We start from the raw sequence: 17048 nt of genomic DNA, 5'->3' as shown, positions 1-17048 counted from the left end.
GCTGCGCCCCAGCCGCGGTAGCGCCGGCCATGCCCGGCGAGCGCACCGCGCGGCCGCTCTACATTCCGCCGGGCATGGCCCGGCGCTACCTCTGCAGGAACGATCATGGCAACGCCGCTTGACCGCATCAAGATCCTTGAACCACGCCATCCCAACCGCAGCACCGGCATCATCAACGGCCGCACCAGCGGCATACTGAACTGGAACGACATTCCGTACCCCTCGTTCTATCGGGCGTACAAGGAACTGTCGACCAACTTCTGGATCCCCGACGAAGTGGACATGAAGCTGGACGCACGCCAGTACGGTGAACTGTCCGGACGCGAGAAGAACGCCTACGACTCGATCATCGGCCTGCTGGCCACGCTCGATTCGCCGCAGACCCGGTTCATCTACAACGTCGCCGAGTACATCACCGATCCGGCCGCGCATGCCAATGCGGCGATCATCGGCCAGCAGGAAGTGATACATAACGAAAGCTACAGCTATGTGCTGGCGTCGATCACCGATCTGCCCAACCAGAACCGGGTGTTCGAACTGGCCCGCACGCATCCGACCATCATCAGCCGCAACGCGCCGATCATGCAGGCGTACGACGACTTCATGCGCGACAAGACCGCCGAGACGCTGCTGAAGTCGCTGATCCAGTCGTCGATCCTGGAGGGCATCAACTTCTATTCCGGCTTCGCCTACTTCTACAACCTGGTGCGGCAGAACCGCATGACCGGCACCGGCAAGATCATCAGCTTCATCAACCGCGACGAGCTGGCCCATACCAAGTTCATCAGCGAGGTGATCCGGGCCATCGTCGGCGAGAATCCGGAGCTGCAGACCAACGAGCTGACGGCTTACGTACACAGCGCCTTCGAGCATGCCATCACGCTGGAGACGCAATGGTCGTCGGAAGTGCTGGACGGCATCGACGGCATCGATGTGGACGAGATGGTGCGCTACGTGAAGTACCGCGCCAACAAGATGGCCGGCATGCTGGGTATCGAGCGGCTGTACAGCGATACGACTGACAATGTGATGCCGTGGATCAAGGCCTACGCCGACAACTTCACCGAAACCAAGACCGACTTCTTCGAGATGCGCAATGCAAGTTACAAGAAGACCAACGTCGACAACGGCTTCGACGATCTCTGAGCGGGGGCCGGGGCTGGGCATCCTGATCGTGGTCGCCTCGCTCAGTGGCAATACCCGGGAGCTGGGGAGGCAGATCGCCGAGCGGTGTCGCGCGGCGGGTCACGCGGTGCATTGGCAGGAGGCCGACGACCTGCGCCAGCCGGCTCCGCTGGCGGCCGATGAAGCCGACCTCGTGCTGCTGGGCAGCTGGACCGACAACGCCGGGCGCACACCGGCGGAGATGAAGGCGTGGGTGGCCGGTATTGCCGGGCAGGGTCAGTGGCCGCGACAGGTGGCGGTGTTCGGCACCGGCGAGACACAGTGGGGCCAGGAGTACTACTGCGGCGCCGTGCACCGCCTGATCCGCTACTTCCACAGCGGCTACCCGCCGCTGGAGATTGAACAGATGCCGCACGGCGAGCGCCATGCCGCGGCCATCGACGCCTGGACCGACGCGGTCCTGGCCCATTACCGGAGCACCACCGATGCAGATCATCGACGCCACCACGCCTGAGCAGCTCCAGCAGCTGCTGGCCTCACACCCCCGGGTCCTGGTGGATTTCCACAAGGACCAGTGCCCGGGCTGCCGGATGCTGGAGATGTCCCTGCAGCGCGTCGCCAGCAGCGGCGCGGGGCAGGGCATGACCCTGCTGCGGGTGCAGCTGGAAGTGCTGGGTGAAACCTTCTTCAGGGAGCTGGGGCTGCGGCAGACACCAACGCTTGCGCTGTTCCGTGACGGCAACGAACGCATCCGCCTGGCCGGATTCCAGTCGCCACAGCAGATCGAGGCTGCCATCGCCCTGCATCTGTAGAGCGGGGCCAGGCTCGACAGCGCTGCACGCGTGCGTCGAGCATGGCCCGGTGGCGGCCCTCGCTCGTCAGGCGCCGGCGAAGGTATCGACCAGCAGCTTCACATTCAATGCCACGATCACCAGCGCGATCAACCAGGCGATCGTACCCAGCCACCGCGGCGCCACCAGTGCGCCCATGGTCACCTTGTCGGTCACGATCCGCACCAGCGGAATGATCGCGAACGGCAGCTGCATCGACAGCACCACCTGGCTCAGCACCAGCAGCTTCACCGCGCCCTGGTCGCCGAACAGCACGATCACCACCACCACCGGAATGATCGCCAGCGCCCGCGTCAGCAGCCGCCGCAGCCAGGGCGGCAGGCGAAGGCGCAGGAAGCCCTCCATCACGATCTGCCCGGCCAGCGTCGCGGTCACCGTGGAATTCAGGCCCGACGCCAGCAGTGCCACCGCGAACAGCGTCGCCGCGGCGCCCACGCCCAGCATCGGTGCCAGCAGCTGATGCGCCTGCTCGATGTCTTCCACGTCGAAGCGGCCGTTGGCATGGAACACGGCTGCGGCCAGGATCAGGATGCTGGCGTTGATGAACAGTGCCAGCGTCAGGGCCAGCGTGCTGTCGGTCACCGCCCAGCGCAGCGCGCTGCGGCGACCCTCGTCGGTACGCGGATACGCTCGGGTCTGCACGATGGACGAGTGGAGGTACAGGTTGTGCGGCATGACCGTGGCGCCGATGATGCCGATCGCGATGTACAGGGCGTGCGGATCGGTGACCACCTGTGCGCGTGGAATGAAGCCGCCAAGGACCGCCATGACAGGCGGCGCGGCCATCGCGATCTGGACCACGAAGCAGGCGAAGATCACCATCAGCAGCGCGATGACGAAGGCCTCCAGCGCACGGAAGCCGCGATTCATCAGGAGCAGCACCAGCAGCGTGTCCAGCGCGGTGATCACTGCACCCCACAGCAGCGGCAGGTCGAACAGCAGCTTCAGTGCGATGGCGGTGCCGATCACCTCGGCCAGGTCGCAGGCGATGATGGCTGCCTCGCACAGCGCCCACAGGGCCAGGTTGACCGGCTTCGGGTAGCGCGCGCGACAGGCCTGGGCCAGGTCCAGCCCGGTGGCGATACCCAGCCGCGCCGAGAGCGCCTGCAGGATCACCGCCATCAGATTGGACACGAGGATGACCGACAGCAGCAGGTAGCCGAAGCGTGAGCCGCCCGCCAGGTCGGTGGCCCAGTTGCCAGGGTCCATGTAGCCGACCGAGATCATGTAGCCCGGGCCGAGGAACGCCAGCAGGCGGAACCACCAGTGGCCCTTGTCGGGTACCGCCACCGAGGCATTGAGCGCACCCAGGCTGGCCGGGGCAGGGGCCGAAGGGTTATCGGGCGCCAGGGTGTTCATACGTGTAATATAGCCCCTGCTATATCCAATAGCAATGTGAAACAATCGTCTTTATCGCGTCACTGGTCCAGAATTCAGCTTCATTCCCGGACGACTTCGGCAGGACAGGCGCACGCGTGGGCAAGAGCGACGATTCGACATCGCCAAAGAATCCCCCCTTGATCGAGGCCGAGCGCCAGGTCGAGAGCTTCCGGCAGGTGCGCGAGGCGCACCGGATGGAACTGGTGGAGGACTATGTCGAGCTGATCTCGGACCTGCTGGCCGATGGGGGCGAGGCCCGCCAGGTCGACATCGCCACCCGCCTGGGGGTGGCGCAGCCGACGGTGGCGAAGATGCTGCGGCGGCTGGCCCGCGACGGCTGGGTCGTGCAGCGGCCCTATCGTGGTGTCTTCCTGACCGCCGAGGGCGAGGCGCTGGCCCATGCCAGTCGCCAGCGGCACCAGACGGTGGAGCGCTTCCTGTTGGCGTTGGGCGTGGATGCCGATACCGCCCGGCGCGATGCCGAAGGCATCGAGCATCATGTCAGCGAGCAGACGCTGGCCCTGTTCGAAGCATTCGTGCGCAAGGCCGAGGGCGGGTAGGGCCGGTGCCCGCGATCTGAAGGGTGGCGGTAGCGCCGGGCCATGCCCGGCGGCTGCATGCGCTCGGAAGGAGGGGTAGCGCCGGGCCATGCCCGGCGGCCGTGGAAGCAACCGCAGGTCACTCAAGCGGTGGGCAGCGCGCCTGTTCCTGCGCGCATGCCCCTGCCTGCCACAGCTTCAGCACAGGCTGCAGACCCTCATAGCGCCGTCCGTGCCAACCGTTCGCCAGCACGCGACCTTCCGCGTCGATCAGCACAAGATTGGGCGGCGCGGGGCCGGCCAGGGCCTGCAGCACCGGCATGCGCGCGGCCCTGCGCGGGTCCAGTACCGGCCACGGCATGTCCTGGTGGCGCATGTAGCGGCGCAGCGCGGCCTCGCTCTCATCCTGGCTGACGTAGACCACCTCCGTGTCCGCACCGGCCTCGCGCAGTGCGTCACGCACGCTGCGCAGGGTCGGCACGAAGGCATGGCAGGGCGCGCACCAGTCCGCGCCGAAGTACAGCGCGATCAACCGCGGCGGCGGCGACCACTGCATCGGGCGCAGCGATCGCGCCTCCGGTCGCATCAGCGACGCCGAGACCTGCGCGTGCAGGTTCTCTGCCGCCACCGGTGCGGCCAGCAGCACGCTGCCCGCGCACAGCAGAATGCGCAGTGCTTCAGAACGCATAGCGCAGGCTGACATACCACGAGCGCGCGAAGCGTGGCCCGTAGACGTAGTCGCTGTCGCGCAGCGCGCCGGCTTCAAGATCCTTCTGCCGCTGGTCGAACACGTTCTTGACTCCGGCTGCCACGGACACCTCCCGTTCGGCGCCCACCCCCAGGTGGCGATGCCAACGGGCGCCCAGGTCGGTCACCCAGAAGGCACGGGTGCGGTGCAGTTCACCCAACCGGTTGTTCAGCACCGGCATTGAACCGGTGTGGCGCAGCGCGATGAAGGTCTCCCACGGTTCTGAAGGCAACCAGCCGAGCTGGGCCAGCCCGGTCCAGCGAGGGGTCTTGAGGTAGTCGCGGCTGTCGATCACGGTGTCGCCGCCCTCGCCGGTGTCATCGAAGATGCGCTGGGGTTCGCGGAAGCGCGAGCGGTACCACGATGCGCCCGCGGTAAGACGCCATTGCGGCGAGGGCTGCCAGCCCAGATTGGTTTCCATGCCCAGTACGTCCGAGCCCGAGGCGTTGTAACGCAGCTGGCCGAGCCGGCCATCGGCGCCGCGCTGGATCTCGCCCAGCGCGAAGGTGTCACGGATGCGCGCGTAGGAGGCGGTGGCATCCCACGTCCACACCGGCTCGGCTGGATCCGAACGCCAATCGAAGCCGAGCAGGGTGGTCAGCGCACGTTCCTCCTTCAGGCCGTCGGCATTGCGCACGCGCACCTGCTCGCCGCCGAGCGTGTCCACATGTACATCCTCGACGAAGATTTCCGGTGCGCGGAATCCGCTGGCGATGCCGGCCCGCCACTTCAGGTTCTCCGTGGCCTGCCAGGCCAAGGCGACTCGCGGTGAGAACACCGCGTTGTCCAGTTCGGAACTCTGGTCCACGCGCGCGCCGATCACCAGGTCGATGTCCTCGCGCAGGCTCCATTCGTCCTGCACGAAGGCGCCCAGGTTGTGGAAGCTGGCGTCCTCCAGCACGGCCAGGCGCTGGCCGTCACCGGTCCGGTTGTCGTCGCGCAGGCGCTCGTGCTTGTACTGCACGCCGAACGCCAGGGCATGTGCGCCCAGCCGCCAGTTCAACTGGCTGTCGAGGTAATGCAGCGGATTGTGCGTGCGCCCGTATTGCCGCCAGGAGCGCGAGGCGGCGCTGCCGGCCACCGTGGGGTCCAGCTCGGAAGGATCGTATCCGGCTGCCGACGGGTCGGTGACCACATCGCCGAGACCGCCGTAGAAGCTGTCACGATCGATGTCGGCGAACGCATAGGCCAGGCGGAAGTCGATGTCCGGGCTTACTTCCTGGTCCCAGGACACGCTGCCACGCCGGTACGTGGTGTCGAGCGATTCTGCGATGTTGGCCAGATACTCCGGCTGGTCAAGGCGGTTGCCGCCGCGCCGGCTTGCATCGGTGACCTGCACGTCCACGCGCAGCCGTGTTCCCGGTGTGGGCGCATACCAGGCCTGCAGTCCACCGACCTTGAGATCCTTGCGCGTGATCTCGGTGTAGTCATCACCGTTGTAGTCGATGCCACTGTTCCAGTTGCGCTGGGCGATCACCGACAGCCCGGCATCGATTTGCGCGGCGACCAGATCCAGCCGGACATCTGCATTCTTCTGCGGCGTGCCACGCAGCACATCCACGCCGGCCTGCACATGGCCACCACTGCGCGAGGGCAGCGGCGGAACCAGGTTGATCACGCCGGCCACCGCGCCGGGTCCATACAGCGCCGAGCCACCGCCCTTGACCACTTCGATGCGATCGACGAAGCCGGCGGGAATCTGCTCCAGGCCGTACACGCTGCCCAGTGTGGACAGCAGCGGGATGCCGTCGAACAGCAGCTGGTTGTAGGCACCCGGCAGGCCCAGCAGCTGCACTTCGCTGGTGTTGCAGTTCTGGCAGTTGCTTTCCACGCGCAGGCCATTGATCAGTTCGACCGCACGGGAGAAATCGGTGGCCGCACGCAGCGCGATGTCCTCCCTGCGCAGCACTTCGGTACGGATCGGCACATCGGCAAGCAGGCGCTCGCTGCGCGTGGCGGTACTGACCTTGACCTGCACCCGGTCCAGCTGCGTGGGCGAGGGCGTGCCGGCTAGTACCGGGGTCGACAGGGCAAAGAAGATGGCGGTGGCCAGCGGAAGGTGGCACGGCGGCACGGCGTGGGGCATGGAGGCGTCGTCCTTGGGGAAGAGAGCGGCGAGGGCGACCTGGCTGGCGCACATGAAAGCAAACGCTTATAGATATAGCAATGGCTATATCAGGCGCGGCGCTGCTTTCATCTGGACGGCGCAGGGGCCTCATCAGGAACGACGGTGTTATAACATTACAATAGACGACGTCACCCCTGCCGGATGTCATATCCGGCAGGGGTGTTCAGGCGCGGGTTCCGGGCGGGACGCCGGGGGTCACCAGGCGGCGCGCAGGCCGACCTGTGCACCGTGGTTGCGATAGCCGCTGTCGCCGCGCTGCACGCGCAGGTCGCCCCAGGCACTCCAGCGTTGCCCCAGCTGCAGCTGCGCGCCCGCCTGCATTTCGTAGCGGCTGTCGGGTGTCTTCGCGCTCAACAGCTCTTCATTGAAGCGCATCGAGGGATCTCGCTGGCCGCGCAGCCAGTTGACCGCCAGGAAGGGTTGCACGCGATTGCCGCGCAGGGTGCTCTGTCCAAACAGACGCACACCCAGCCGACTGTTCAGCCCGATGCTGCGGCCATCCTCGACCCGTGTTCCGTTGTCCTCAACTACGCTGTCACTGTCGTAGTCGGTCCAGGTCAGCTGTGCCTGCGGCTGCAGGTACAGAGTGCTGGCCTCGCGGGTGCGGATCGCCCAGGCGTAGCCGAGCTCCAGCGACGCGCTGCGGACGTCCGCATCGTAGGTTTCCGCTGCAATGCCCTCGCCCTGCACATCATTGTCGAAGCGGGCAGCCTGCACCCAGCCGTCCACGTACAGGCCGCCGCTGCTCTGTGCATCCTGCACCCAGCCCAGGTACACGCCTGCCGATTTGCCCTTGATCCTGCCGCGGGTGCCATAGCCGGACAGCATGGAGACTGCGCGGGTGGTGGCGTCGCCGGTGCCGAGCATCACGCCCACCTGGCCGCGCCCGTCGCTCCAGCGCCACAGATCGCTGCCCAGCTGCAGGACGTTGAGATGCGTGCGGGCATCGACCTGGCCGGCAATGCTGGCCTGGATCTGATCGCGGCCACCACGCACCCAGGTTCCCGGGCGCGCGCGGTCGAAGCCGGGCTCGCCGCGATCGTGACGACGTACCTGGAACATCTGCTCGGCCGCGATCTGGTTGGCCAGATAGGCACCGGGCTCCGGGCGCAGCACGGGTTCGGGATCGGGGTCAGGATCGGGAGGAGGAATCACCGGATCCTCCGGATCGCACTCCGGCAGGGAAGGATTGATATCGCACGGATTGCCCGTGTAGGCCGAGGTCAGGTACCAGTTGCCGTTGGCCGTCGTGGCCGAGCCTTTGTGCAGGAAATACTCGTACATGCCGCCGATGGCGCGGCCCTGCAGCGCGAAGCTGCCGTTGCTGGCGCCATCGACCTGGACCAGCAGGATGCCGTCGACCGTCTGCGCGCCGGCGCCCGCGACGTTGTTGACAATGACGTTGGTGGCGCCGCTGGTGGCGCCGGTCACATGCAGGCGCGAACTGGCGGCGGCGTCGCCGGCCAGCACGGTGTTGAAATGCAGGGTGCCGCCGTTGCCGGTGTAATCGCCATTGACGGTCAACTGCGGATACGCCGCCTGACCTTCCGCGCCGAGCAGGATGTGGCTGTCCGCGCCGAGGGTGAGGTTGCCGGTGCTGCTGTCGCCGGACAGCGTCCAGCGTCCGCCCTGGTCGACGATCACCTCGGCCGGGCCGGTGATCTGTCCGGTCAGCACCAGCCCATCGAGGAAGCGCAGGGTCGTGCTGGCGGTATCGGCGATGACGAAGTTGCCGTTGAGAGTGGACGTGCGAGCCGTGAAGTCCAGTGCCATGTCGGGATCGACGTCAACCAGATTGCCGTTGCCACCGATGAGCGTTGCGCCGTTCTGGACGGTCAGGCGTGCCAGATCGGGAGCACGGCCAATCTCCATTCTCACCTTGACGGCGGGACCGGTGGTGCCCTCCACGCGTGATCCATCCACCAGTACATGCCAGTCCGCAGGGTCCGCATAGGGGGGCTGGTTCACTCTGGAATTTCCCAGTAGCAGGCCGATGTCGCTGCCGATGGCGGCGGAGCCATCACGCAGCTCGATCGAGCCGGCCAGGGTGCGCATGCCGATGGCTCCGGAGAAGGTCGAGCGCTCGGCAACGATGGTGCCGCCACCACTGGCCTGAGCACCAATGGCGGCACCCGACACCTTGCTGTCGATGAACTGGACGAAGCTGAGAGGCTGAGGGGGGTTGGCGGTAACCAGCGCGCCGGTTGAAAAGCCGTAGCCGTTGGCATCCGCGTTGACGATCTCCGACCTTAGGAAGCGGCCCTGCGAGTTGGTCATCGATCCTCCCGCTCCCGACACATTGCGGGTAATGGTCGTGTCCGTCGCATTGACGACGCCCCCCTCGCGGGCATCCACGCGACCCACACTGACGCCATTGAGGTTCAATGTTCCGCGGACGGAGAAATCACGGCCCTCATAGGGGCTTCCCGGATCCACCGTCAGCGTGGTGCCGGCCGGGACCGAAACTGACTGGGCATGACCTGTCAGCGGCACGCCGACGCAGGCCGCCACGGCCAGCGCAAGCGGAGCGACCTGCGCGGGCAGGGTGCGTGAAGCGGATTTCATCGTGTACATGGGATCTCTCCAATGCGTTGGATGGGGCCCGTCCCCACAGGCCAAAGGCAACACTCTGCGGGGCGACGGCCTGCAGAGCCATGCAACTCGTCCAGAAGACTGCGGCGGCGTCCATCCAGCTATGGAGGGCCTATTCAGCTGCGGAGCTCGCGCATGCTGGATAGTCCTGCTGAAGTGAAAACGGCATGAAGCCCCTGTCGAAGCGAGGCGAACCCCATTTCACCGATCTAAATCGTGATGCAAGTCACAGATCGGCGGCGCAGTAGCGCCCTGCATTGCTGCATTGCAGCATTCCGGCGCAAAGCGGCAACGGTCTGGAGCCTGGCGATCAGCCGCGGCGGAAGGCGGCCGGGGTGCGGGCGCCGACGATGATCATGCGGATCATCGTGGAGATCTGTTCGACCAGTTCCGGATCCTTCTCCGGCGGCAGGTCCATCGCGGTGGCGCCCATCGCGAACACCAGGCGGGTGATCGCCTTGGCCACCAGTTCCGGTGCATGCAGCACCGCGCCGTCGAGGGCCGCCAAGCGCACCAGGTCGTGCTGCAGCTCTTCCTCGAAGTAGTGCAGCTCGCGCTCGACGGCGTGCTTGAAGTCATCCGAACCGACCGCGCCTTCGCGCAGCAGGACGTGCAGCAGCTTGTCGTCCGCGCGCAGCTGCTCCATGAAGGTCTCCACTGATACCCGCACCACGCTGGTGGCGGAGGAGGTCGCGCGCTGCCGCGCCTCGCCGATGATGGTGCGCAGCGAGCGGCCGGCCACATCGATGAGGGCCACGGCGAGTTCGTCCATGTCGCGGAACTGCCGGTAGAAGCTGTTCGGCGCGATGCCTGCCTCACGCGCGACCTCGCGCAGGCTGAGGGTGGACAGGCTGCGGTGCGGGCCGATCAGCTTCAGGGCTGCGGCCAGCAGATCTTCGCGGCTCACCGTACGGCGGGCCGGGCTCTGCGCATCTTCGGGTATCGACAGGACGGTGGCAGCGGCCATGAGGGTTCCGGTGGGGCAAGGCTGAATCATACCCAATCCGGTTCAATATACACGTGTATACACAGGTGTATGTGCGCCCGTATAGTGGCTGCCATGAGCGCTGTCGTCCGTCCGTCCCCGTTTTCCCTGCACCGCTGGCTGTCGCCCACGCTGTTCGATTTCTGGGCCGGCCAGATCAATCCGTTGTGGACGCTGCGCGAGCCCTTGGCACGCCTGGTCCGACGCGAACCAGCGGGCGAGGGCGCGGCCACCCTGATCCTGCGCTGCAACCGGCACTGGGCCGGCATGCGCGCCGGCCAGCACGTCACCCTCGGCGTCGAGCTTGAGGGGCGGGTATGGCAGCGCAGCTACAGCCCGACCCGGCTGAGTGGCCGCGAACTGGCCATTACCGTCAAGGCCGTGGAAGGGGGGCGGGTCAGCCAGCACCTGGTGAACCAGGCGCGGCCGGGAGACCTGTTCCGTATCGATGCCGCCTTCGGTGACTTCCATATGCCGGCCGCCGCGCCGGTGCTGCTGCTGGCGGCGGGCAGCGGCATCACGCCGATGCGCAGCCTGCTGCGCGAGGCCTGCCAGCGACCGCTGGGCGCGCCGGTGGACCTGTTCTACTGGGAACGCACAGCGGCCGCCATCCAGTTCCGTGACGAACTGCATACGCTGGCGGCAGCGACGCCGGGCCTGCGCGTGCACCTGCTGACCACCCGCGAGGGCCAGGTACCGGCCGCGCGCATCGATACCCACGCCCTGCACATTCCCGGCGATGACACGCCGCTGGCACAGCGCCATGTACTGGCCTGTGGCCCGGACGGCTTCGTTGCCGCCGCGCGCCGCCGCCTTGCGCATCAGGTGGCCGGTTTCCAGGCCGAGGCCTTCACGCCGCCCGCGCCGCTGCTGGATGCCGACGGCGAAGGCGAGGTGTCGCTGACCCTGGCACGCAGCGGGCGCCAGCTGCGCGTGCCGCGCGGCCGCCCCCTGCTGGAGAGCCTGGAAGCGCAGGGCATCAAGCCCCGGCACGGCTGCCGCATGGGCATCTGCAACAGCTGCAGCTGTGAACGCGTCAGTGGCGCTACCCGCCATCTGCGCACCGGCGATACGCATTCCGAAGCGGCGCAGCCCGTACGGATCTGCGTGAGTGCGCCGACCACCGACCTGACCCTGGATCTCTGAGGAACCGTTGCCATGACCCGCGCTACCGACCGTGCCCTGAGTCCTGCCGAAATGAACGCCTTCGGCCAGGAACTCGACGCGATCCGCGACCGTGTGATCGGCAGTCTCGGCGCGTCCGATACGCGCTATATCCGGCGCGTGGCCGCGGCCGTGCGCTGGTTCGGCGTCGGCGGCCGCAGCCTGCTGTTCCTGGCGGCGTTCTCGCCGCTGCTGTGGGCACCGCTGCTGTGGCCGGCCGCCATCGCTGGCACGCTCATGCTGGCGCTGTCGAAGATCCTGGAGAACATGGAGCTGGGCCACAACGTGATGCACGGCCAGTTCGACTGGACCGGCGACCCGAAGTTGAACGGCAACACCTACGAGTGGGACATCGTTGCCACCGCTGACAACTGGCGCAAGACCCACAACTTCCGCCACCACACCTATACCAACGTGCGCGGCATGGACGATGACATCGGCTACGGCCTGCTGCGCATCTTCCCGGAACAGCGCTGGAAGCCGTTCTATCTGCTGCAGCCGATCATCGCACCGATCTTCGCGCTGCTGTTCCAGTGGGGCGTGGCCGCCCAGGACCTGCGCCTGGGGCGCTGGCTGAAGGGCCGCATCAGCGGCCGGGCAATGTGGCTGCAGACCCGCCCGGTGGCGCGCAAGATGCTGCGCCAGGTGCTGAAGGATTACGTGCTGTTCCCGCTGCTGGCCGGCCCGTTCTTCCTGACCGTGATGCTGGGCAACCTGGTCGCCAACGGCCTGCGCAACATCTGGACCTACGTGATCATCTTCTGCGGCCACTTCACCGCTGAATCGGAGACGTTCCCCAAGGAGTGCCTGCGCAACGAGTCGCGTGGCCACTGGTACCTGCGCCAGCTGCGTGGCTCGTCGAACATCAGCGGTGGTTTCCTGATCAACGTGCTGTCGGGCAACCTCAGCCACCAGATCGAACACCACTTCTATCCGGATCTGCCGGCCAACCGCTATGCGGCCATCGCCAAGGAAGTGAAGGAGATCTGCCTTCGCTACGGTCAGCACTACAACAACGGTTCGCTGCCACGGCAGTTCGGCCAGGTGGTGTGGCGCATCCTGCGGCATGCCTTCCCGAGCAAGCCGCGCCGCCTGCCGATGCCGGACATCATGACGGCGCCGGCACCGGCCAACGCGGGCTGATCGATGCGGCCGGCCTGTGCGGCCGGCTCAGCCCCCGCTCTCCTGCGGCGCCGGCTGTTCGCGCTGCAGCCGGCGCAGAAACACCTGCATTTCCTTCCGGGCCTGCTCATCGCCCTGGTGGCTGGCCACGCTCAGGCCCCGTTGCCATGCCTCGCGCGCCGCCTGCGGCTGGCCACCCGCCAGCCAGGCCTTGCCCAGCAGTTTCCACGCCGCCGAGTACTGCGGATCGAGTGCCACGCAGCGGCCCAGATGGGTCGCCGCGCGCGCCGGATTGCCGGCGTCGAGCCAACCTTTGCCCAGCCCGAAGCGCAGCAGCGCGCTGTCGTGGCCGTTGGCAAGCAGGTCCTCCAGTGCCTCGACGTTCATGTCTGTACCTCCCGCAGGGTGTCCAGCGGCCCCGGCAGGAAGCGGCCACGGTGGAACATCAGCGGCGCACCGCCGGTCTCATTGATCTCGATGATGCGGCCGGCCAGCAGCAGGTGATCACCCACCGGCCATTGCGCATGACGGGTGCAGGTCAGGTGCGCGACCGCGCCGGCGATGCGCGGCGGCGCGTCGTCTTCGTCTGGAAGCAGGGGTACGCCGTCGAAACGATTGCGCACCTGGGGATCGGCGAACGTGCGCGCCAGTGCTTCCTGGTCCGCGCCCAGCACGCTGATCGCGAAGCGCGTGGCGCGCTGGAAGGCCTGCAGGCTCTGTGCGTGCAGGGCCAGGTTCCACAGTACCAGCGGCGGCTGCAGCGACACCGGCACGAAGGAATTGATGGTCAGGCCCAGCGGTCTGCCCCGTGCGTCACGGGTGCAGACGATGGCCACGCCGGTAGGGAAGTGGCCGAGCAGCCGCCGCAACGCACGCGGCGGCAGACTGACCGAGGGTACCGCAGCCGGGGCTGGGAAGACCCCGGCCCACGGCCCGGCGTAATGGGGAGTGCCGGTGCTCATGCGCCGCCCGCCTGGCGGTAGCGGCGACCGACTTCGGCCCAGTCGATGATGTTGAAGAACGCCCCGATGTAGTCCGGACGGCGGTTCTGGTAATGCAGGTAATACGCGTGCTCCCACACATCCAGGCCGAGGATCGGCGTGTTGCCGGACAGGCCGGCCGACGCGCCCATCAGCGGGTTGTCCTGGTTGGCGCTGCTTTCAACCCGCAGGCGGCCATCGCGATCACGGGTCAGCCAGGCCCAGCCGCTGCCGAAGCGGGTCAGCGCCGCCTTGCTGAAGGCATCCTTGAAGGCATCGAAGCCGCCGAGGTCACGGTCAATCGCCGCCGCAAGCACCTGATCGGGCGTGCCGCCGTGTGCGCTGAGCACGGTCCAGAACAGGCTGTGGTTGGCGTGGCCGCCACCGTTGTTCCGGACCGCACTGCGTTGGGCCTCCGGCACGGCATCGAGGCGGCCGATCAGCGCCTCGACCGGCTGTTCGGCGAGGCCGGCCTGCTCGACCGCGGCATTGAGGTTGTTGACGTAGGTCTGGTGGTGCCAGCTGTGGTGGATCTCCATCGTCCGCGCATCGAAATGCGGTTCGAGGGCATCGTAGGCATAGGGGAGCGGGGGAAGCGAGTACGACATTGAAGCAGTCTCCGTAGCGAAGGCCAGCGGGCTGGCCGTGGGGAGACTGTTATCGCACCTCAACATTGGTTGAGGTCAACCCGCCTGCGCCATCATCCACTCAACCCAGCCAATCCCTGCACGCCCCATCCACCTGATTGCCGCACGCCTGCTGCATCCGCTGCTGCAGCCGCGCCAGCGTCTGCGCGCCCTGGTGCTTGCCACTCCATGCCTTCAGCTGCCCGGCCAGGCGCTCGAAGCGCTGGCGGGTGCGCTGGTGGTAGCCCGACGGCTGCGCCTCCAGTTCGGCGATCAGCGAGGCGGTCGCCTGTTCGATGCGCGGTGCATCGTCCGGCGCCAGCTTCAGCAGGCCTTCCACATACAGCACACCCCACTGCACGCGGGTCGCCGGGCCCTGCGCACCGTCGTAGGCCCGCTTCAGCCACTCCAGCGCACCGGCGGTGTCACCGCGCTGCTCGGCCAGTTCGGCCAGCTCAGGCATGTAGTAGTACGGCTGCTCGCTGCGCTTCAGCTCGGCCAGCAGCAGCGACTCCGCGCCGGCGTCGTCGCCGACCTGGCGCAGTGCGTAGACCGCGCTGCTGATCGTGGCCTGGCGTGCATGCGCATCGGTGGCGGCGGCATTGGCAGCCGCCACGCGCTGCTTGACCCGATCAACCAGAGTGGCGGGCAGTGCGCCCTTGGGCTGTTGCAGTCGGGCCAGCGACACTTCGGTCAGCGCGCGCGACAACGCGTCGTCGGCGCGGTTGCCACGCTCGGCGTCTGCGCGCTCCAGTGCGACCAGCAGCTGCTGTCCCAGGGTGTTGCTGGTGGCCGGCCCGGTACTGGCCTGCTTGACCAGCTGCACGCCGGCATAGCCCAGCAGCTCGCGGTTGCGTCGCACCTCCGCGGGGTGCGCCAGCACCGCCTGCAGCAGCTCGCGCACTTCGGTGGGCGAGGCATCGGGCTTTCCGGCTGTTGCCAAGGCAAGCAGAGCAAAACGGCGCTGCAGCGCGGCCTCCGGTGCGGCCTTGGACAGCTGGCGCAGCACGTCCTGGCTGTTGCGTTCGCCGGCCAGGCGGTTGGCGTCGACTTCCCAACCGTAGTCGCCCAACACCTGCCAGTCTTCGGCGGCCAGTTGCTCCGGCGTCGTCAATGCGGTGGCCAGGGTGGCGGCAACGGCACTGCGGCGGCCTGCGGCCACGGTCAGTGCCCGGGTCAGTTCGGCGGCATCGTTGCCGCCGGCCACGCGGGTGATTTCGTTGCGCTGTGGGTCCAGCACGATCAGGGTCGGATAGCCGCGCACGCCGAAGCGCTCGCCCCAGGCCTGCGCACCTTCCTCGTCGCCATCCAGGTAGACGGGAACGAATTTGCTGGTCAGCGCGATGAAGGCCGGGTCCTTGAACAGACCCGCCTTGAGCTGGTTGCACGGTGGGCACCAGACCGCACCCCAGTACAGCAGCACCGGCTTGCCGCTGTCGGCGGCTTCGGCGAAGGCGTCGTCGACGTCGCCCTGGCGCCAGGCGATGGCGGACGCCGGTGCGGGGGCCTCGGCGGAGTTGGCGGTGGAAACCGGGGCCGGGGTGCAGGCGCTCAGCGCCGAAGCCAGCAGCAACACGGAAAGCGCGACGCGCATCGGCAGCATCTCGAAGGGCAGGGTGACAGGCCATTGTAGGAATGACGGCAGAGGCTGCTGATTCAGTTTGCTCATGAAGGGTGCGCTGCAGGGCATGACGTCCGCCGCCCGCACCCTCTGCCGATACACCACCCCATTGAACCCACCGGCTTGGCACGCACCTGCGGCAGCGCCGTTGCCGCAGGGCCCACGCTAAGCTGGCAGCATGAGCGATTTCAATTCTGCCTACGCTGCGCTGTTTGCAGAACAGGGCCTGAGCCTGGGACTGATGACGCCGGTGGCGGCGCACGGGTTGGCCGATCCGCATGAGGCGCGGCGTATCGCCCGGTTGGCCGATGACCTCGGCTTTGCCGCGCTGTGGACGCGCGACGTGCCCTTGATGGTGCCGCAGGGACCGGAGGCGACCGCGAGCGCGCTGGATGATCCCTTCCTGTGGCTGGGCATGCTGGCCGCCGCGACAGAGCGCATCGTGGTTGGCAGTGCGGCCATCGTGCTGCCATTGCGCCAGCCGCTGCAGGTGGCGAAGTCGGCCTTGAGCCTGGACCGCATCAGCGGCGGGCGTTTCGTGCTGGGCCTGGGTTCGGGTGACCGCCCGGAGGAATTCGCCGCGTTCGGCGAGGATCTGGAGGGCAGGGCCGCGACGTTCCGTGAGCGCTGGTCGTTGCTGCGGGCGGCGCTGTCGCCGCAGGCACACGAGCGGGCCGCCGTGCTGCAGGTGACCGGAGGCTTCGACGTGCTGCCTGCGCCGGCCGCGCGTATTCCGATGCTGGTGGTGGGTACCGCCAGGCAGAGCCTGCAGTGGATCGCCCGGGAGTCTGAAGGATGGGCCACCTATCACCGCGAGGAGGCTGCCCAGGAGGGACGCATCGGTCTGTGGCAGCAGGCGTTGGCGCAACAGGGCGCGGCGGGCAGACCGTTCGTGCAGTCGATGCTGCTGGACCTGCAGGCGGATCCGCATGCACCCGCCGAGCCGTTGCCGCTTGGCCTGAAGGTCGGCCGCGATGGCCTGCGTGACTATCTGCTGCGCGTGCATGCGCAGGGCGTGGCGCATGTGATGTTCAATCTGGTCGACAACGGCCGGCCGGTGGAGGCCGTGCTGCGCGAGATCGGGGAGCGGGTGCTGCCGCATATCCCCCGGTAGCTGCGCTGCGCCCGCCGGGCATGGCCCGGCGCTACCGATGTGGGCGGGTGTGACCCGACGGTGTCCTGAACGT

General features: G+C 67.4%; 16 protein-coding genes. 7 read left to right on the top strand and 9 right to left on the bottom strand.

The window, feature by feature from the left end; all coding sequences use genetic code 11:
- Positions 1 to 102: 102 nt before the first annotated feature.
- The 3 genes from ACZLIF_RS12050 to ACZLIF_RS12040 are packed head-to-tail and all read left to right on the top strand — an operon-like array spanning position 103 to position 1937.
- On the top strand, positions 103 to 1146 hold the full coding sequence (locus tag ACZLIF_RS12050; protein ID WP_231107806.1) for a ribonucleotide-diphosphate reductase subunit beta: 1044 nt from the start codon (positions 103 to 105) through the stop codon (positions 1144 to 1146).
- A gap of 13 nt (positions 1147 to 1159) precedes the next feature.
- A complete protein-coding gene (locus tag ACZLIF_RS12045) occupies positions 1160 to 1639 on the top strand; it encodes a flavodoxin (protein WP_065182973.1) in 480 nt (159 codons plus the stop codon).
- Entirely contained in the window at positions 1611 to 1937 is a 327-nt protein-coding gene (locus ACZLIF_RS12040) for a thioredoxin family protein (protein ID WP_128987961.1), read from the top strand. Before ACZLIF_RS12045 ends, ACZLIF_RS12040 begins: the two co-directional genes overlap by 29 nt.
- 66 nt (positions 1938 to 2003) lie before the next feature.
- Here the strand turns inward: ACZLIF_RS12040 and ACZLIF_RS12035 are convergent, their stop codons facing one another.
- The gene (locus ACZLIF_RS12035; RefSeq protein ID WP_128987962.1) at positions 2004 to 3335 is read right to left on the bottom strand and encodes an Nramp family divalent metal transporter; all 1332 of its coding nucleotides are present in this window, start codon (positions 3333 to 3335) and stop codon (positions 2004 to 2006) included.
- A gap of 116 nt (positions 3336 to 3451) precedes the next feature.
- Between ACZLIF_RS12035 and mntR the strand changes: the two genes are divergently transcribed.
- Positions 3452 to 3916: a manganese-binding transcriptional regulator MntR gene (mntR, locus tag ACZLIF_RS12030; protein ID WP_053517818.1), complete on the top strand. Its 465-nt coding sequence runs from the start codon at positions 3452 to 3454 to the stop codon at positions 3914 to 3916.
- A gap of 118 nt (positions 3917 to 4034) precedes the next feature.
- Here the strand turns inward: mntR and ACZLIF_RS12025 are convergent, their stop codons facing one another.
- The 4 genes from ACZLIF_RS12025 to fabR all read right to left on the bottom strand — a co-directional run bounded on the left by ACZLIF_RS12025 (position 4035) and on the right by fabR (position 10330).
- Positions 4035 to 4583 carry a thioredoxin-like domain-containing protein gene (locus tag ACZLIF_RS12025; protein ID WP_128987963.1) on the bottom strand — a complete coding sequence of 183 codons (549 nt, stop codon included), beginning with the start codon at positions 4581 to 4583 and terminating at the stop codon, positions 4035 to 4037.
- Positions 4573 to 6729, bottom strand: a complete 2157-nt coding sequence (locus ACZLIF_RS12020) for a TonB-dependent receptor plug domain-containing protein (protein ID WP_128987964.1) — start codon at positions 6727 to 6729, stop codon at positions 4573 to 4575. The genes ACZLIF_RS12025 and ACZLIF_RS12020 overlap by 11 nt, the downstream gene beginning before the upstream one ends.
- Before the next feature lie 237 nt (positions 6730 to 6966).
- A complete protein-coding gene (locus ACZLIF_RS12015; protein WP_128987965.1) occupies positions 6967 to 9345 on the bottom strand; it encodes an autotransporter family protein in 2379 nt (792 codons plus the stop codon).
- Between the two features lie 328 nt (positions 9346 to 9673).
- Entirely contained in the window at positions 9674 to 10330 is a 657-nt protein-coding gene (gene fabR / locus ACZLIF_RS12010; protein ID WP_053517811.1) for an HTH-type transcriptional repressor FabR, read from the bottom strand.
- Positions 10331 to 10423: 93 nt separating this feature from the next.
- Between fabR and ACZLIF_RS12005 the strand changes: the two genes are divergently transcribed.
- Both ACZLIF_RS12005 and ACZLIF_RS12000 read left to right on the top strand, forming a co-directional pair.
- Entirely contained in the window at positions 10424 to 11494 is a 1071-nt protein-coding gene (locus tag ACZLIF_RS12005; RefSeq protein ID WP_128987966.1) for a ferredoxin reductase, read from the top strand.
- A gap of 12 nt (positions 11495 to 11506) precedes the next feature.
- Positions 11507 to 12655, top strand: a complete 1149-nt coding sequence (locus ACZLIF_RS12000) for a fatty acid desaturase family protein (protein WP_128987967.1) — start codon at positions 11507 to 11509, stop codon at positions 12653 to 12655.
- Between the two features lie 27 nt (positions 12656 to 12682).
- On the opposite strand, the gene ACZLIF_RS11995 is transcribed toward ACZLIF_RS12000, so the two are convergent.
- The 4 genes from ACZLIF_RS11995 to ACZLIF_RS11980 form a co-directional block, all read right to left on the bottom strand.
- Positions 12683 to 13021: a tetratricopeptide repeat protein gene (locus ACZLIF_RS11995; protein ID WP_065175224.1), complete on the bottom strand. Its 339-nt coding sequence runs from the start codon at positions 13019 to 13021 to the stop codon at positions 12683 to 12685.
- The gene (locus ACZLIF_RS11990) at positions 13018 to 13596 is read right to left on the bottom strand and encodes a flavin reductase family protein (RefSeq protein ID WP_128987968.1); all 579 of its coding nucleotides are present in this window, start codon (positions 13594 to 13596) and stop codon (positions 13018 to 13020) included. Before ACZLIF_RS11990 ends, ACZLIF_RS11995 begins: the two co-directional genes overlap by 4 nt.
- Complete coding sequence (locus tag ACZLIF_RS11985) at positions 13593 to 14222, bottom strand: superoxide dismutase (RefSeq protein ID WP_128987969.1); 630 nt, start codon at positions 14220 to 14222, stop codon at positions 13593 to 13595. The genes ACZLIF_RS11990 and ACZLIF_RS11985 overlap by 4 nt, the downstream gene beginning before the upstream one ends.
- Before the next feature lie 100 nt (positions 14223 to 14322).
- The gene (locus ACZLIF_RS11980; RefSeq protein ID WP_128987983.1) at positions 14323 to 15843 is read right to left on the bottom strand and encodes a thioredoxin family protein; all 1521 of its coding nucleotides are present in this window, start codon (positions 15841 to 15843) and stop codon (positions 14323 to 14325) included.
- 196 nt (positions 15844 to 16039) lie between these two features.
- On the opposite strand from ACZLIF_RS11980, the gene ACZLIF_RS11975 reads away from it, so the two are divergent.
- Positions 16040 to 16975 carry a TIGR03571 family LLM class oxidoreductase gene (locus ACZLIF_RS11975; protein WP_128987970.1) on the top strand — a complete coding sequence of 312 codons (936 nt, stop codon included), beginning with the start codon at positions 16040 to 16042 and terminating at the stop codon, positions 16973 to 16975.
- The last annotated feature ends 73 nt before the right edge of the window (positions 16976 to 17048 follow it).

Source organism: Stenotrophomonas sp. 2201_Sma, from assembly GCF_056486685.1.
Note: the sequence above shows the minus strand (reverse complement) of the source record. Positions and strands in the feature narration are given on the sequence as shown.

Coding starts and splice junctions, on each gene's coding strand:
- ACZLIF_RS11980 (WP_128987983.1), bottom strand. CDS start 15,843: ATGCTGCCGATGCGCGTCGCGCTTTCCGTGTTGCTGCTGGCTTCGGCG.
- ACZLIF_RS11985 (WP_128987969.1), bottom strand. CDS start 14,222: ATGTCGTACTCGCTTCCCCCGCTCCCCTATGCCTACGATGCCCTCGAA.
- fabR (WP_053517811.1), bottom strand. CDS start 10,330: ATGGCCGCTGCCACCGTCCTGTCGATACCCGAAGATGCGCAGAGCCCG.
- ACZLIF_RS12040 (WP_128987961.1), top strand. CDS start 1,611: ATGCAGATCATCGACGCCACCACGCCTGAGCAGCTCCAGCAGCTGCTG.
- ACZLIF_RS11995 (WP_065175224.1), bottom strand. CDS start 13,021: ATGAACGTCGAGGCACTGGAGGACCTGCTTGCCAACGGCCACGACAGC.
- ACZLIF_RS12020 (WP_128987964.1), bottom strand. CDS start 6,729: ATGCCCCACGCCGTGCCGCCGTGCCACCTTCCGCTGGCCACCGCCATC.
- ACZLIF_RS12035 (WP_128987962.1), bottom strand. CDS start 3,335: ATGAACACCCTGGCGCCCGATAACCCTTCGGCCCCTGCCCCGGCCAGC.
- ACZLIF_RS11975 (WP_128987970.1), top strand. CDS start 16,040: ATGAGCGATTTCAATTCTGCCTACGCTGCGCTGTTTGCAGAACAGGGC.
- ACZLIF_RS12000 (WP_128987967.1), top strand. CDS start 11,507: ATGACCCGCGCTACCGACCGTGCCCTGAGTCCTGCCGAAATGAACGCC.
- ACZLIF_RS11990 (WP_128987968.1), bottom strand. CDS start 13,596: ATGAGCACCGGCACTCCCCATTACGCCGGGCCGTGGGCCGGGGTCTTC.
- ACZLIF_RS12005 (WP_128987966.1), top strand. CDS start 10,424: ATGAGCGCTGTCGTCCGTCCGTCCCCGTTTTCCCTGCACCGCTGGCTG.
- ACZLIF_RS12025 (WP_128987963.1), bottom strand. CDS start 4,583: ATGCGTTCTGAAGCACTGCGCATTCTGCTGTGCGCGGGCAGCGTGCTG.
- ACZLIF_RS12015 (WP_128987965.1), bottom strand. CDS start 9,345: ATGTACACGATGAAATCCGCTTCACGCACCCTGCCCGCGCAGGTCGCT.